General features: G+C 57.7%; 15 protein-coding genes and 1 tRNA gene. 8 read left to right on the top strand and 8 right to left on the bottom strand.

Annotated elements, in window-relative coordinates; translation table 11 throughout:
- Nucleotides 1-76: 76 nt before the first annotated feature.
- From ABXH05_RS09395 to ABXH05_RS09410, 4 genes are all read left to right on the top strand, one after another.
- A complete protein-coding gene (locus ABXH05_RS09395) occupies nt 77-1243 on the top strand; it encodes a 2'-deoxycytidine 5'-triphosphate deaminase (protein ID WP_353560772.1) in 1167 nt (388 codons plus the stop codon).
- Nucleotides 1243-1611 (top strand): CidA/LrgA family protein, encoded by a 369-nt coding sequence (locus ABXH05_RS09400; RefSeq protein WP_348137052.1) that lies wholly within the window; start codon nt 1243-1245, stop codon nt 1609-1611. The genes ABXH05_RS09395 and ABXH05_RS09400 overlap by 1 nt, the downstream gene beginning before the upstream one ends.
- Entirely contained in the window at nt 1608-2291 is a 684-nt protein-coding gene (locus ABXH05_RS09405) for an LrgB family protein (protein WP_353560773.1), read from the top strand. Before ABXH05_RS09400 ends, ABXH05_RS09405 begins: the two co-directional genes overlap by 4 nt.
- A gap of 76 nt (nt 2292-2367) precedes the next feature.
- A tRNA-Gly gene (locus ABXH05_RS09410) sits at nt 2368-2441 on the top strand.
- Between the two features lie 142 nt (nt 2442-2583).
- Here the strand turns inward: ABXH05_RS09410 and ABXH05_RS09415 are convergent.
- Nucleotides 2584-3225 (bottom strand): NAD(P)H-dependent oxidoreductase, encoded by a 642-nt coding sequence (locus tag ABXH05_RS09415; protein WP_353560774.1) that lies wholly within the window; start codon nt 3223-3225, stop codon nt 2584-2586.
- Between the two features lie 125 nt (nt 3226-3350).
- On the opposite strand from ABXH05_RS09415, the gene ABXH05_RS09420 reads away from it, so the two are divergent.
- The gene (locus ABXH05_RS09420) at nt 3351-3746 is read left to right on the top strand and encodes a winged helix-turn-helix transcriptional regulator (protein ID WP_348137058.1); all 396 of its coding nucleotides are present in this window, start codon (nt 3351-3353) and stop codon (nt 3744-3746) included.
- Nucleotides 3747-3888: 142 nt separating this feature from the next.
- A complete protein-coding gene (locus tag ABXH05_RS09425; RefSeq protein ID WP_353560775.1) occupies nt 3889-5481 on the top strand; it encodes a VWA domain-containing protein in 1593 nt (530 codons plus the stop codon).
- Here ABXH05_RS09425 and ABXH05_RS09430 read toward each other — a convergent pair.
- From ABXH05_RS09430 to ABXH05_RS09460, 7 genes are all read right to left on the bottom strand, one after another.
- Nucleotides 5478-7433 carry a glycosyltransferase family 2 protein gene (locus ABXH05_RS09430; RefSeq protein WP_353560776.1) on the bottom strand — a complete coding sequence of 652 codons (1956 nt, stop codon included), beginning with the start codon at nt 7431-7433 and terminating at the stop codon, nt 5478-5480. The two genes, ABXH05_RS09425 and ABXH05_RS09430, sit on opposite strands and share 4 nt — an antisense overlap.
- 152 nt (nt 7434-7585) lie before the next feature.
- Nucleotides 7586-8242, bottom strand: coding sequence for a hypothetical protein (locus ABXH05_RS09435; RefSeq protein WP_353560777.1), 657 nt, complete (start codon nt 8240-8242; stop codon nt 7586-7588).
- A gap of 85 nt (nt 8243-8327) precedes the next feature.
- Entirely contained in the window at nt 8328-9317 is a 990-nt protein-coding gene (locus ABXH05_RS09440; RefSeq protein ID WP_353560778.1) for an NADPH:quinone oxidoreductase family protein, read from the bottom strand.
- Nucleotides 9318-9344: 27 nt separating this feature from the next.
- Complete coding sequence (locus ABXH05_RS09445) at nt 9345-10367, bottom strand: alpha/beta hydrolase (RefSeq protein ID WP_353560779.1); 1023 nt, start codon at nt 10365-10367, stop codon at nt 9345-9347.
- Between the two features lie 40 nt (nt 10368-10407).
- Nucleotides 10408-11082 carry a TetR/AcrR family transcriptional regulator gene (locus ABXH05_RS09450; protein ID WP_353560780.1) on the bottom strand — a complete coding sequence of 225 codons (675 nt, stop codon included), beginning with the start codon at nt 11080-11082 and terminating at the stop codon, nt 10408-10410.
- 175 nt (nt 11083-11257) lie between these two features.
- Nucleotides 11258-12667, bottom strand: coding sequence for a flavin-containing monooxygenase (locus ABXH05_RS09455; protein WP_353560781.1), 1410 nt, complete (start codon nt 12665-12667; stop codon nt 11258-11260).
- 44 nt (nt 12668-12711) lie between these two features.
- Nucleotides 12712-13548, bottom strand: coding sequence for a crotonase/enoyl-CoA hydratase family protein (locus ABXH05_RS09460; protein ID WP_353560782.1), 837 nt, complete (start codon nt 13546-13548; stop codon nt 12712-12714).
- Nucleotides 13549-13685: 137 nt separating this feature from the next.
- Between ABXH05_RS09460 and ABXH05_RS09465 the strand changes: the two genes are divergently transcribed.
- The gene (locus ABXH05_RS09465) at nt 13686-14216 is read left to right on the top strand and encodes a PaaI family thioesterase (RefSeq protein ID WP_353560783.1); all 531 of its coding nucleotides are present in this window, start codon (nt 13686-13688) and stop codon (nt 14214-14216) included.
- Between the two features lie 4 nt (nt 14217-14220).
- Nucleotides 14221-14682 (top strand): PaaI family thioesterase, encoded by a 462-nt coding sequence (locus ABXH05_RS09470; RefSeq protein ID WP_353560784.1) that lies wholly within the window; start codon nt 14221-14223, stop codon nt 14680-14682.
- Nucleotides 14683-14730 lie beyond the last annotated feature (48 nt).

The raw sequence follows: 14730 nt of genomic DNA on the forward strand, positions 1-14730 counted from the left end.
GACGTGCAGATAGGGTCAAGCAGGCCTGAATCGGTCTATGATGCGGTCCAATCTGAATGCGAAAGATATTCCGACAATGACTGCTGCTGCCCAAAATGCGCCAAATACCGGCATCCTTGACGACCAGCGAGACGGTATTCTGCCCGCCGCAGAAATCGCCGCCCTGTGGCAGGCGGGTGTGATCCGCGCCAATCAGCCCCCCGCAGACAAGCAGATTCAGCCCGCCAGCCTTGATCTGCGGCTGGGCGAAAAGGCCTATCGCGTCCGCGCCAGCTTCCTGCCGGGCCACGGCGAACCAGTGTCCCACAAGCTTAAGAGCCTCAAGCTGCACGAAATTGATCTGCGTGAAGGCGCCGTCCTGGAGACCGGCTGCGTTTATCTCGTGCCCCTGCTGGAGAGCCTCGCCCTGCCGGACACGCTCACCGCAGCAGCAAACCCGAAAAGCTCAACGGGCCGCCTTGATGTCTTCACCCGTGTCATCGTCGACGGCGGCGTCGAGTTTGATCAGATACCGGCAGGCTACGAGGGGCCGCTCTACGCAGAAATCAGTCCACGGACGTTCTCCATTCTTGTACGCACCGGTTCCCGCCTGTCGCAGCTGCGGCTGCGTCGCGGTGACGCCGCCGTGGCACCGGAAGACATGCGGCAGCTACAGGCGGAAGCAGGTCTCATCACAGGGACATCCGACGCAGGTGTCGCGCCGACAAATGATGCCCGCGGCATTACCTTGAGCGTCGATCTGCGCGGCGATGATGAGACCGGCCTCATCGGCTACCGCGCCAAACGTCATTCAGGCCTTGTCGATGTGGACAGGGTCGGGGCCTATGACGTGCTCGACTACTGGGATCCCGTCCATGTACGCGGTGACGCCCGCATTATTCTGGACCCGGATGAGTTTTACATTCTCGCCAGTCGTGAAGCAGTTCAGATACCAGCAGACTACGCCGCCGAAATGGTGCCCTATGACCCGCTGGTAGGTGAGTTCCGGGTTCACTATGCGGGTTTCTTTGATCCGGGCTTTGGCGCGGCGGAGGCCCATGGCGCCGGTGCCCGTGCCGTGCTGGAAGTGCGCAGCCACGAAGTGCCGTTCATTCTGGAACACGGCCAGACCATTGGCCGTCTTGTCTACGAGCACATGGCAAGCCGGCCGGACGCGCTTTACGGACAGGATCTGGGCTCCAACTATCAGCGTCAGGGTCTGAAGCTTTCCAAACACTTCAAGGCTGGTGGGTCACCGGCGTGATGCGGCTTGCTGTGGCATTGCTCGGCGGTGCTGTCGCGCTCGTGACGGCGCAGCTTGTCGGCACGGCCTTCATGCAGGGTATGGGCATCCCGGTGCCCGGCGCGGTTGCGGGCCTCATTTTGATGCTTGTGGCTCTGGCCCTCGGGGGCGGTGTGCCGGACGGTCTGGGCAGATTGTCTGATTTGCTTCTGCGCCATCTCAATCTCTTCTTCGTACCCGCTGGCGTGGGTCTCATGGCGCATCTGGGATTGCTCGCCCGCGATGGCGGACCTTTGATGATCGCCATTGTCGTCAGCACCCTTGCCGGCCTTGTGGTGGCTGGCGTCGTGTTCGTCTGGGCCAAAAAACGAACAGGCGGTGCATTGTGAGCGCACTCATCTGGCTTGCCATCACCATCGTCGCTTACTTGGGGGCCTTGGCATTTGCCCGCCGCGTGAATGGCCACCCACTTGCCAATCCTGTTCTGGTCGCCTCCGTTCCCGTCATCCTGGCGATGCTGGCAACAGACACACCGCACGCGGTCTATCAGGAAGGTGGCGCTTGGCTTTTGGCGCTTCTGGGACCGGCAACGGTCGCACTGGCGATACCGCTGTTTCGAAACTGGCCCAAAGTGCGTGCCGCTGCAGGCCCTTTGTTTCTGGCAATCGGCGCCGGGTCGGTCACGGCTGTATCCACAGCTCTTGTCACCGCATGGGCGCTGGGCGCGGAAACCCAGACCCTGCTTTCTTTGGCGCCCAAGTCCGTCACGACACCCATCGCCATGGGTATCGCCCAGACCACACATGGTCTGCCCTTGCTGGCGGCTGCCATTGTTATTGTCACAGGTGTTATTGGAGCGATCATCGGCCCGTGGCTGCTCAACCGTCTGGGCATCAAGGACGCGCAAGCCCATGGCGTGGCGCTGGGCACGGCAGCGCATGGTATCGGCACGGCACGCGCGTTTCAGGAGAGCGAGGAGACCGGAACGTTCTCCGGCGTGGCTATGGGCGTGAATGGCATTGCCACAGCGCTGCTTTTGCCATGGCTGCTCATCTGGCTTTTTGCCTGATCTTGCCGGGTGTTCTTTCTTGTCAGTCCGCCATGTGTTGGACTAACGTCCGCGTCCGCGCTTAGAGGGTGCGTATGCGGGTGTAGCTCAATGGTAGAGCAGCAGCTTCCCAAGCTGACGACGAGAGTTCGATTCTCTTCACCCGCTCCAGATCTTCGCACAACATCATTGCTCGAGTTTTGGGTGCCTGCCGACTTTGGCAGAACCAAGAGCCAAAGGGTGTGATTGCAGTGCAGAACCTGCGCAATCACACCCTGTTTGCTTTTGTGTCTGATCTCTTTGACGAACGGCGTTAGTCGACGTGCGTAATCAGAGTTTCGTGCGCCTTGCGGACTTTCGGCATCTGCAAAAGCCAGTCACCTGTTGGATCACGATACCCCAGCGGCAAAAGAACAACTGAGCGCAAGCCCCGCTCTCTCAGACCCAAAATCTTGTCGACCGTATCTGGGTCAAAACCTTCCATCGGCGTGCTGTCGACTTCCTGATCCGCGGCAGCAATCAGCGCGAAACCCAGTGCGATATAGGCCTGGCGCGCCGCATGGGCGTAGTTGACCTCCGCGTCGCGCGGCACATAGTTGGCTTTCAGGTTGCCGTAGTAGTCGTGAATCAACGGTATTTCGCCACGCGCTTCCACATTCAGTTTCGTGACGTCATCGATGCGCTCGTTCGTGTAATTGTCCCACGCAGCAAACACCAAAAGATGTGACCCATCGGTAATAGGTGACTGGTCGCTGGCGGCCTTGCGGATGTCTGCCAGAACATCCGGATTTTTGACGACAATCACCTCGAACGGCTGAGTGCCGCTCGACGTCGGTGCCATGCGGACCGCTTCCAGAATGGCATCAACTTTTTCCTGCGGCACGGCCTTGGCCGGGTCCATTTTCTTTGTGGCGTACCGCCAGTTCAAAAGGTCGCTGAGAGTCTTCTGGGTCATGTGGTGGGTCCTGTCGTCAGAATTTGAAGTGGGTGGTATACTTTTGTAACTGACGATATATTGAGAACCAAGGGTTCACGCAAGAAGGCACAGTGTTGAGCCTCGGTTACACGAAGGGAACCAACATGGCTGTCTCAGGGTCTGCAACGCAACAATGCCCCAACTGCAAACGCATCAATGAGGTCCTGACGCGCGTTGGAGATCGTTGGAGCGTTCTGGTCATCATCTCACTGGCTCAGTACGGAACGCTGCGCTTCAATGAGCTGAAACGGAATCTGGGCATCTCCCAGCGGATGTTGAGCCGCACGTTGCGCGAGTTGGAGCGCGACGGGCTTGTCAATCGGACCTACCACCCAACGATCCCACCCAAGGTGGAATATAATCTGACCGCAATGGGCGAGTCCTTTCGCGAGCCTGTAAACGCATTGGGCCAATGGGCGCTCGAAAACCTGGTTACGATTGATGCCGCCCGAGAGACCTATGATGCTGCAGCAGAACGCAAACAGACCGTCACGTCATAACGTCAGCTCATCCCCGTCTTGTGATCGCCGGTCCGAATAAGGCCTGCAAATCACCTTCCAATTGCCACAATCCCTCCCGCCCGTAGCCGCAAACAGGCGCGATATCTGCGTGCATTGATCGATGTCCCAGGGGAGGGATCACATGCAGACCCTTAAATTTGATGGCCGCCTCGCGCGTGCCGGTTTTATTGCAGCGCTCGGTTTTGCGCTGATGCTTGCCGTCGGCGCCTTTTCCAGCACGGCCAAGGCTGAGGTAGACGCGCTCGACACTGCCGCACTTGATACAAAGGTCAGCTATGACCAGCCACTCATCAAGCGCGGCGAGAGCACCACCATTCATTTGATGATCGAGGTTCATTCGCCCCGCGAAGCATGGCCGGGGACGCAGGACCGTCCGCCGGTCAATCTGGCGCTGGTGCTGGACCGCTCCGGCTCCATGGAAGACAAGGGCAAGCTTGAATACGCCAAGCGCGCCGCCAAGCTGATGGTCGACCTTCTGGATCCCCGTGACCGGGTGGCGATAGTGGAGTATGACGATCGCATCAACGTGCTGTGGCCATCGGCCCCTGTTGAAAACGCCCGCGAAATCCATCGCCGAATTGACAGTCTTACGTCTCGCGGTAGCACCAACCTCACCGGCGGCATGATGCGCGGCGTGGAAGAAGTCCTGAAGCACTTCAACCGTTCCGAGTTGAACCGTGTGGTTCTCCTCTCTGACGGCCTGGCCAATCAGGGTATTACGGATCCCTATGACATTGCCCGCGAAGTGCGTGGCGCACGTCGTGATGGTGTGCGTATTTCCTCAATTGGTCTTGGTCTCGACTATGACGAAAACCTGATGCAGGCCATCGCGGAGAATGGCGCCGGCAACTACCACTATGTGGAACATCCCTCACAGATCGCCCGCATCTTTGAAGAAGAACTCTCAACGCTGGTGCGCACCACGGCGCGGGATATCAAGCTGCGCCTGAACGGATCAGGTGCCATCACCAGCATTGATGTCATTTCACTTGAAAGCGACACGCCGGAAGATGTGTCGGTCGGTGACATGTTTGCCGGTGAAACGCAGCGCATCATGTTGAAGGTTGATGTCGCCGGCACGGATGCCGCCAGCATCGCGCTTGGCGATCTGGAAATGGCTTACACTGATGCGCGCTCGGGCGAAGAGCAGGTCACAGTCGTTCCGCTTTCAATCAAGACCAGCTCTGACGCATCTGCCGTCAACAAGGCCCGCAACGAAGACGTTGTGGTGGAAGCAGCCCTGTTTGATGCAGAACGCACCCAACTTGCAGCTGTCGCCGCCTACGAAGCAGGTGACACGGCCCGTGCTGACGGTCTGCTTGAAGAGCTGTCCGCCCGCGTGGAAACGCAGGCAGCCGACATGGACGATGGCCGCCTGAGCGCTAAGCTTGAAGCTCTCAACGTTGAGCGTGAACAGATGAGCGTTGCAGCAGCCCCAGCTGAACGCAGCGCTTATCTCAAGAGCAGCAAGCAACGGCTCTATCAGGCAAAGTCGGGCAAGCGGTCCGGCTACCAGTTGCAGGTGGGCGATGAAGGTCTTGAGGTTGAACGCCTGCAGACCGCGTTGACCGACAAGGGCTTCTGGTCGGGACCCATCGACGGCAAGTACACCGATGATCTTGAGGAGGCCGTGGACGAGTTCCAGGCCGCCGAAGGTATCAAGCAGGATGGTGTCGCTGGACCGTCAACCTTGCAGAACCTTGGTCTCTACTAGGGCTCTGAATCCTTACGACGATGGGCCAGCTGCGCCAGTTGTGCGCGGCTGGCCTTGCTTATGGCGTGGTGGGTCTTTTCCCAATAGGACGGCCGCGTAAAGAGCTGCCATAGGGCCAGATAGGCCCCCATCGAGAGAAGGGGCCAGTAGAACACCATCAAGAATGTATGCGGCACCAGATGTTGCGCGTCACGGTGCTGAACGGCAGCGATGCCCGCGCAGACGGACACGATGTAACCACCACCCAGCAAAATGCCGTTGAACAGGACCAATAGTGTCGGCACGTCCGGTGAGGTGAAGTAGGCGAGCGCCGACCCGTTGAACGCGATGCCTGCTACGGCAAACATCCAGACAAGCGGATGCATGAGGGCAGAGATTATCGATCCGCCAATCAGCAACTGAAATCCCAAAAACCCCATCGGCCCCAGTTTGCGAAACAGGTCGACGGGCCTGCGCATATGCACCAGCCACGTCTGGGCGTAGCCCTTCAGCCACCGTGACCGTTGTCGAAGCCAGTTGCCCATCTCGCAATTGGCTTCTTCATAGGTGACCGAATCCAGAATGGCGCAGCGATATCCCTTCTGGGCCAGTCGAATGCCAAGGTCTGCGTCTTCGGTAACGTTGTAGGGGTCCCAGGCCCCAACATCCCGCAGGGCCTTCATTCGAAAGTGGGTGGATGTGCCGCCAAGCGGAATCGGCATGCCCAGTTTTTCAACAGTCGGCAACAGCAGGTCGAACCACATGTTGAACTCTATGGTGAACTGTCGCGTCAGCCAGTTTTCAGACGCATTGAAATAGGTGAGCGGCGCCTGCAGGCACGCGATGGTGTCGTCGCATGTTGCGAACATCGCCACGGCCTTTTTGAGTTGCAGAGGATCCGGCTGATCTTCCGCATCAAAAATCACCAGATACTCACCACGGGCGAACTGCAGAGCGTAGTTGCAGGCTTTGGGTTTTGTGCGCGGCGAACTTTCCGGCACCCGAATGAACTCCACATAGCTTTCAAGACCTAGCGTTTTGGCTGTGTCGATTGTCTCTGTGTCGTCGCCTTCCAGTACCAGCTTGATGTCCAGCTTGGCCCGTGGGTAGTCGAGCTTCCTCAGCGCCTGAGCCAGAAGCGGCAGCACGCTCGCTTCTTTGTAGAGCGGCACAATGATGGTGTAGATCGGCAGATCTGAGTCTTCCGGGAGCTGATCGATTGGACGTCTGGCATTTCGGGCGGCGACGCCAATGGGGATCGATGCCGCCCGCAATATCAGCACCGCGAGAAAGAACAGACCGAGCAGAAAATTGAGCACGGCAAATGTGGCGTATGGATTGAGGAAGGCGCCAAGTGCAATGCTACCGACGATGGCGCTTCCCCATAGGCGTTGGCGCCAGGTTGTCGGGCTTTTTGCTGATAGGGCCGGGTCGGTTTCGTCCAGTGCCAGCTGTGCTGTGTGCTGTATCTGATCGCCAAACTGCGCCTGTAGCGTCCACAGAACATCCAGCCGAGGCGTTATGGCGAAGGCAAACTCCCCCCCTGGTGCCGGCAGTCCCGACGCGCGTCGCCATGCAATGTCCCGCGCTGCATTTAGCGGGTCAGGTGTTGCAAGTACCGTCCGCTGGAAACCGGAACTATCGTCCATGCCAATCGGGATGACTTCTGCAGCTAGATAGAAATCCAGAAATGTTGCATCAAACACAGCAGCGGGGGGCGGTGTTTCAAGCACATCAACAAATGGTAGCTGGAGATGGGCTGCAAGGGACGAGTAAAGATCAAGGGGCTTGCTGAACCCAAGGGCCAGGACAGCCTGTCCCAGAGGTACGCCCCAACGGGTCGCTGCCTCGAGGGCCTGCTCGAGTTGCCCGGCGCTGATCACACCTGCATCGACGAGGATTTTGCCAAGCGGCGGGCCGTCTTGTTTTGCTAGTGCTGCTTCGGGCCCATTGCGAGACGTTCCGTCAGGCATAAGCACCCCCTGAAGTTGCGAACGGCAACGACGGGAGTATAAGCAAATAAACCCATAAGTAGTACAGGGTTGTAGATGCTGTACGTAGAGGAGATAAAAGAAAGGCCCGAACGATTTCTCGTCCGGGCCTTCATTTTGAGAATGCGGGTTGCCTAGTTGGCAGCTGCCGGCATTGCTTCCTTGGCATCTTCCATGGCGTCAGCTGCGGCGTCTTCGGCAGCTTCTTTGACTTCTTCCATGGCATCAGATGCAGCGTCAGAGGCGGCTTCAGTCGCGGCGTCTTCCGCAGCAGCAGCAGCTTCGTCAGCTGACGGAGCAGCGTCCATTGCGTCGGAAGCGTCCGAGGCAGCATCGGCGGCGCCTTCAGCAGCGTCCGTTGCGTCTGCCGCAGCTTCTGCAGCGTCTTCACCTGTACCAGCAACTGAGTCGACAGCGTCATTCACGGCGTCTGCAGTTGCATCAACGGCCTCAGTAACCGCGTCACCTGTTGCTTCAGCAGCATCTGTGGCTACTTCGGCAGCGCTTGAAGCGGCATCGCTTGCAGCATCGACGGTTGCGTCAGCTGCGTCACTTGCGGCTTCCACGGTTGCGTCAGCGGCATCGCTTGCAGCTTCCATTGTCGCGTCGGCAGCGTCAGATGCGGCGTCAGCAGCGCTTTCTGCAGCGCCCGTCACAGCATCGGTTGCGCTTTCCATGGCATCGCCAAGCGCGCTGCCTGCACCTTCTTCATCGCCAGTGCCTGAGTCACAAGCGGCAAGGCCCAGTGCAAGGGCAGCGGCTGCTGTCAAAGTAAGAGTCTGTTTGATCATGCATATAAACCCCGGCTCTCTTTACGGGTTTTCCCCTTGTATGAAAGCCGCGGCCCCCTGTTTCAAAAAATACACGCCGTAACACTTACGGCGTAACCACCACTTTGCCGATGACGCGCCTGTCACGCAACTGACACATCGCTTCGGCAGCCTGATTCAGTGAAAAAGTCGCGCAAACATATGGCCGAATTGTGCCCGCAGTGGCCATTTCATCAATCGCAGCAATGTTTTGGGCCCCTTTGGCCGGGTCGCGGCGACCATATTCGCCCGCTCGAACGCCAACCACGGAGAATCCTTTGATAAGCGGCATATTTACGGAAACATCCGGAATCCGACCACTTGCAAATCCAATCACTAACAAGCGACCACCCCAGGCAATGCAGCGAACGCTTTCATCAAACACATCGCCACCTACTGGGTCATAGATGACATCCGCTCCCTGACCGCCGGTCAGTTCTTTCACCTTGTCCTTGAAGCCGTCATTTACATTGATGACGTGGTCCGCGCCGCGCGTCTTGAGGATGTCGAGTTTCTCCTGGGAGCTTGCCGTCGCAATGACTGTGGCACCCATCTGCTTACCCAGATCCACAGCCGCCATGCCAACACCACCGGCTGCGCCATGCACCAGCAACGCTTCACCAGCTTCAAGGTGACCCCGGCGAACCAAAGACACATAGGCTGTGAGGTATGCCGTGGTGTACCCGGCTGCTTCTTCGTAGGACATGGCAGCAGGCATCGGACGGCACCCGCTTGCTTGCGTGTTTGCCATCTCGGCCATGCCGCCGGTCCGAAGGCCCGCGACGACTTTATCGCCGACGCTGAAAGTCTCGACACCAGAGCCAACTGCAACCACATCTCCGGCTGCCTCCATGCCCGGCGTGAACGGCATGGGCGGCTTGAACTGATATTTTCCCTGTACCATCAGCAGGTCAGGAAAATTGACCGCGCACGCACGAATACGAATTTGCACTTCGCCGTCGCCAGGTGTCGGTAGATCAATGTCTTCGATCACAACGTCAGTGATGTCTTCCGACAGCGCGTTTACCCGCACAGCCTTCATAGCAGTACCTCGCATAAGCAGTATCGATAGGAAGCTGAACGACTAGAGTGCAGCAGCAATGTCGCTGACGATTTCCAGGTTCGCATCTTTGGCCCGCTTGGAGACACCGCTCATGGCTGTGTAGCCATGGGGAAGATCTCCATACTCGCGGAACGTGACTTGCACACCGGCTTCTTCAAGCCGCCGGGCATAGGCCTCACCCTGATCGCGAAGTGGGTCGAACCCGGCTGTGTAGACAAGCGCTTTGGGCAAACCGCTCAGATCTTCCACCAGACCAGGGCTTGCCATCGGAGCGGTCTTGTCGGCGCCTTCGGGCATGTACAGGCTCTCAAACCAGCGCATGGTTGCGGTGTTGAGCGGTATGCAATCTCCACAGCTCTGCATGGACCCCGCTTCGTCAGTCATGTCTACCCACGGATAGATCAGCACCTGCAGGCACGGGCCTGTCTCGCCGCGACGCTTCATCTCCTGGGCGACGATGGTTGCCAAATGCCCGCCGGCGCTGTCGCCGCCAACAGCCACACGTTCAGCGGTCCCCGAGAACTGGGCTGCGTTGTCTCGCACCCACTTGAAGGCCGCAATCGCATCTTCGGCTGCGGCAGGGAACACATCCTCAGGCGCCATTCTGTAGTCGACAGAGATCACACCAGCACCGGTTTCAGCGGCGATCAACGAGCAAAAGTGATCGCAGGTGTCCATGTCGCCAATGACACAACCGCCCATGTGAAAATACACCATGAGGGCGTCATTGGTTTTACCGTTGATTGGCCAATAGTGCCGCGCACGCAGGCTGCCACCGGGTCCAGGAATCGAAAGGTCGGTTACGCCCACATCCTTGGAGCGCGGCGCATTCATCATGCTAAAGCCAGCGCGGGTCGCAGCCCGCCCATCAGCAACCGGCAAAGTATGGACGCCGGGGCCTTTGCCCGCCTGCGCTGTCAAGAAGCCGACACCGGGGTCAATCTCACGTCCATCAACGCTGAGCACCGCACCTTTTGACATGGATCGCAAAATGCCAGCGGGCAGGCGCATCATCGTACGCGCAATGAATTGTTGAGCGCTCATGAGCACTTCCTCCCAAAGTCAGATTTCAATTGCTGAGATACTAGTCGGAATCTTCAAGCCGTGGCAGGGCATTTACGCCGCCAAGAAAAAGCTTGGTCGCAAATTCAGCTGCGGCGGCTGAGTCAAATGGCTCGCGCGCCTGCATCCGGTCACCAACTTCAAAAGCGATGCCCACAAATGCAGCGGTGAGATATTCCGGATCTACCTTCGGCAGAACGTCCTGCGAGATCGCCCGATCGATATCGAGGCGCAGTTCATCAAAGACAGCGACAACTTCCGGTGTATCCATGCGCACCCGCATGGAACCTGACTTGCGCCGGATGATGCGGTGCATCTGCTCATCCTGCTCCAGATAATCGAAATAGGCGCGGAAACTGGCTGAGATGAATTCTTCAAAGCTGGCGGCGCGGATACGTTCAGCACGGATGCGAGGACGCATGCGCAGGGCGCTTGCATCCATCATCGCCTGAAACACTTCATCCTTGGATTTGAAGTAGTTGTAGAACGTGCCGGACGCGAGGCCAGTCCGACGAATAATGTCCCGGACGGTGGTTTCCCCATAGCCCAGCTCAGCAAAAACCAGACGGGCGGCATCCAGAATAGCCTGCCGATTCTCAACTTTCGTCCGCTCGCGCTTCCCCATGGCTGAGGAAGACGACGTGGAAGATGTCTGGGTGCCGAGAGGTTTTTCGGCTGCTTTGATGGTCGTACTCACGAATTTTGCGGCTTTCCAGGGCGTATCGGCAAAGGCTGCGAAATGCGCACGACCAGACAAACAATTTTGTCAGTAGGCGCAGCATTTCGGCTGCGCGCCCTTATGCAGTCTAGCCTGCCCTAAGGCCAGCTTCAATTTGCGGAATCTGGCTAAAGGCCCGGAATCCCCAAATTGGTTACTCCGCTGCAACGCTGCCAATGTGTTTTGCCCGGGCCGGCACGGGAAGGCCGGGCTTGGATTTGGCGCGCTTGGCACCGCGTTTGATCTCGCGCTCCATGTCCCAGATGTACTTGTTGAAATCCAGCTGCATCGTGTGGCGGGCGGATTCATAGAAATGGCCCGTATACATGTCCTCGTCAGCCTTGATGACCTCTTTCATCTGAGTGTCGTCAGGCAGCGCGTATTTGCCCGTCAGATAGTCACCAACAAGCTTCATCTGCTGCTCGGCAAAGTTCACCAGCGTGGGCAATGGTTGCGCCAGCGCCATGAAAAAGAGATTGGGAATGCCAGGTGAGAACACCCGCTTGTAAAGCGGGACGTGGTTGTTCTCGACCTTGATGACCGTCTCATCCATGAACGGGAACGAAACATTGTACCCGGTGGCATAGATCACAACGTCGATCTCTTCGCGGCTGCCATCTTCAAACTCAATGACATTGCCATCAAAGCGCTTGATGTTGGGTTTGGATTCAATGTCGCCGCACCCGACGCGTGTCAAAAATTCTCCGGATACGGATGGATGCGCTTCCAGCGGCTCATGATCAGGCTTGGGCAGTCCATAGTCTTCCATGTTGCCGACAAGTCGCTTGATCATCCGTTTGCCGATAGCCCTTTGAACAGACAGTGGGATCCATGCAGGCATCGCGCCTTTGTCCGCAACTTTGCCGTTGATGTATTTCGGCATGACCCAAACGCCACGACGCGCGGCCACATAGAGCTTCTTGGCAATCGGCTTTTGCGACAGTTCAGACGAGATATCCATCGCGCTATTGCCCATTCCCACAATCACGATGCGCTTGCCCCGCATATCGTGAGGTTCAAACGGTGTGAGATAGGAGTGTGCGTGCATCTGAACGCCGGTGAAGGTGTTCATGCCTTCATATTCCGGCCAGCGCGGGTCCCAATGGTGACCGTTGCATACAAATAAAGCGTCGTAAGTCAGCGTCTCGGACGACGGCCCGCCGGTCGCTGAGCGATCAACCGTGACATGCCACAGTCCTGCATCATCCCGCGTGACATGGGTCACAGCGGTGTTGAAGCTGATCTTCTCTCGCAGGCCGAAGTGGTCAACATAGTCATTGAAGTAGTCAAAGATCTGGCTGTGATGGGGAAAGTCGGGAAATGTCGGCGGGATCGGAAAGTCCTCAAACGACATCCGGTTCTTGGAAGTATCGATGTGCAGCGACTCGTAACACGCCGACATGCCGTTCTTGTTCTTATAGGCCCAATTTCCGCCAACCACGTCCGACATTTCAAAACAGTCAAACGGAATGCCGCGATCCTGAAGGGCCTTGGCGGTTGTAAAGCCGGAACACCCGGCCCCGATGATGCAGCATTTTGGAAGCGCTGAATTTGTGTCGGACATTTTCGTTTCCTGTTTCGACGGTCTCGAATGCGTGTGTGGCGTGCCTATCGGCCTTTGAAGTTGCCGCTGCGCCGCTCAATGAAAGACTGCACGCCCTCGGCGGCGTCTTGCGTATTGGCCAGCTTGGCCTGCACTGCATCAAGCTGTGCAAAGGCAGCTGCTTCCCCGTCTTCAATGAATGTCATCGATGAGCGTTTGGTTTCCTGGATGGCCAGTGGTGCAAGTTTGGAGATGCGATTGGCTAGCTCGATTGCACGGCCCACCTGCGTGCCCGGCTCAACCACTTCCTGCACAATGCCGATGCGCAGCGCTTCGGCCGCTCCAAACTCTTCATCACACAACAGCAGGTGATACATGCCATTGCCCCATCCACAGCGCTCTATGAAGCGGATGGTACCGCCACCAGCAGCCATGAGCCCACGGCGCGGTTCGAGCTGGGCAAAGCGGGTGTCTTTGGAGGCAATCACGATGTCGGATGCCAGCATCATCTCTATGCCGGCCGTGTAGCAGATCCCTTGAACGGCAGTGATGACAGGCTTCGAGCATTTTTTCTTCAGCGCAAACGGGTCCACACGGCGCGAGCCTGCTTCGCTGGCGCCACTAGCACCGTCCTTCATGCCTTCAGCAAATTTGGTCAGCTCAAGGCCGGCGGTGAAGTGTTTCCCGAAGGAATGCAGCACGCCCACGCGCAGCTCGGGATCCGTATCCAGCTGGGTGTAGGCGTCCGCGAGTTCCGAAAACATCTTTGGTGTCAGGCCGTTGTACTTTTCCGGCCGGTCAATCCCCATGAGCAGAATATGGCCCTGCCGCGTCAGCGTGATACGGCCATCAGGCTCCGCGTCTGAATCTCGGTCTGAAACCGGTAGATCGACCTGTGCCATGGTCTGCACTCCCTTGAGAAATATCGTTTTTCTTTGTTAGGAGGAGTCATACCGCTGAAAATAGACTCAAGTCTAGTTTCTATGCGCCTGTCGTTCAGAGCTTGCCCGTTCAGCGCTGGGAGGCCATACCGGTGTTCATGAGCAAAGACCCTGAAAACGAAGCAGCGCGACGCAATGAAGCGCTCAAAGGCATGTTGATTGATCACGTGCCCCACGCCCGCGCCATCGGCCTTGAAATCGTGTCGGCGGAAAAAGCCCGCGCACGCCTGAAAGTCCCCTATGCCCCATTTCTGGTCGGCAATCCGGACACAGGTGTAATCCACGGCGGCGTTATTACCACCATGCTGGATAATGCCTGCGGTGTCGCCACTCAGATGGCGCTCGGTGAACCAACGGCCATTGCCACGCTTGATTTACGCATCGATTACATGCGCCCGGCAGCTCCAAAACAGGACATTCAGTGCGAAGCACATTGTTTCAAGCTCACCAAGTCTGTCGCCTTTGTGCGCGGCACTGCCTTTCATGACGACATCGACGATCCCATCGCCACATGCATGAGTGCGTTTATGCTCGCAGCCAATCGCGCCGTACCGCCCTCGTCAGGCATGCGCGAAAAAGTACTTGGCGAAATGGACCGTCTGTCCGCCAGCGATCGGGGGGATGGATAGAGACATGCGTGATCTCGAACACATCTCCCAGGGCCGTGACATCAATGAGGTAATGGCAAGCATTCCCTATGTGGCCTTTCTCGGCATCACCTTTGAGAAAGTCGGCGACGAACTGCTCGGCAAGCTCACCTTCAAGCAGGACCTGATTGGCAACCCGTCCTTGCCTGCATTGCATGGGGGCGTCATTGGCGGTTTCCTTGAAACCGCGGCCATCGTGCAGGTCGCCCGCGAAAGCAAAATTCGCGTCCTGCCCAAGACGATTGACATCACGATTGATTATCTGCGCTCCGGCCGCCCCCTCGACACCTATGCACGTGCAACAATTACCAAGCATGGTCGCCGTGTGGCCAATGTGCAGGTCATCGCCTGGCAGGACGATCCTGAAAAGCCCATAGCGGCAGCCCATGGGCATTTCCTGCTGGAGCCTATCGGCGATGGAAACGGCGACAGCAACCAAGGCAGCTAGAGCAAACGCTTTTCAGAAACCATCGCGACATCCACACAAGCGCGAAAC

It is taken from the genome of Pyruvatibacter sp. HU-CL02332 (assembly GCF_040362765.1).
Classification (GTDB): domain Bacteria; phylum Pseudomonadota; class Alphaproteobacteria; order CGMCC-115125; family CGMCC-115125; genus Pyruvatibacter.

What these genes read in the sequence shown, in the direction of transcription:
- ABXH05_RS09440 (WP_353560778.1), bottom strand. Translation starts at nt 9,317, where the DNA reads ATGCGAGGTACTGCTATGAAGGCTGTGCGGGTAAACGCGCTGTCGGAA.
- ABXH05_RS09430 (WP_353560776.1), bottom strand. Translation starts at nt 7,433, where the DNA reads ATGCCTGACGGAACGTCTCGCAATGGGCCCGAAGCAGCACTAGCAAAA.
- ABXH05_RS09420 (WP_348137058.1), top strand. Translation starts at nt 3,351, where the DNA reads ATGGCTGTCTCAGGGTCTGCAACGCAACAATGCCCCAACTGCAAACGC.
- ABXH05_RS09470 (WP_353560784.1), top strand. Translation starts at nt 14,221, where the DNA reads ATGCGTGATCTCGAACACATCTCCCAGGGCCGTGACATCAATGAGGTA.
- ABXH05_RS09415 (WP_353560774.1), bottom strand. Translation starts at nt 3,225, where the DNA reads ATGACCCAGAAGACTCTCAGCGACCTTTTGAACTGGCGGTACGCCACA.
- ABXH05_RS09445 (WP_353560779.1), bottom strand. Translation starts at nt 10,367, where the DNA reads ATGAGCGCTCAACAATTCATTGCGCGTACGATGATGCGCCTGCCCGCT.
- ABXH05_RS09435 (WP_353560777.1), bottom strand. Translation starts at nt 8,242, where the DNA reads ATGATCAAACAGACTCTTACTTTGACAGCAGCCGCTGCCCTTGCACTG.
- ABXH05_RS09460 (WP_353560782.1), bottom strand. Translation starts at nt 13,548, where the DNA reads ATGGCACAGGTCGATCTACCGGTTTCAGACCGAGATTCAGACGCGGAG.
- ABXH05_RS09465 (WP_353560783.1), top strand. Translation starts at nt 13,686, where the DNA reads ATGAGCAAAGACCCTGAAAACGAAGCAGCGCGACGCAATGAAGCGCTC.
- ABXH05_RS09400 (WP_348137052.1), top strand. Translation starts at nt 1,243, where the DNA reads ATGCGGCTTGCTGTGGCATTGCTCGGCGGTGCTGTCGCGCTCGTGACG.
- ABXH05_RS09395 (WP_353560772.1), top strand. Translation starts at nt 77, where the DNA reads ATGACTGCTGCTGCCCAAAATGCGCCAAATACCGGCATCCTTGACGAC.
- ABXH05_RS09455 (WP_353560781.1), bottom strand. Translation starts at nt 12,667, where the DNA reads ATGTCCGACACAAATTCAGCGCTTCCAAAATGCTGCATCATCGGGGCC.
- ABXH05_RS09425 (WP_353560775.1), top strand. Translation starts at nt 3,889, where the DNA reads ATGCAGACCCTTAAATTTGATGGCCGCCTCGCGCGTGCCGGTTTTATT.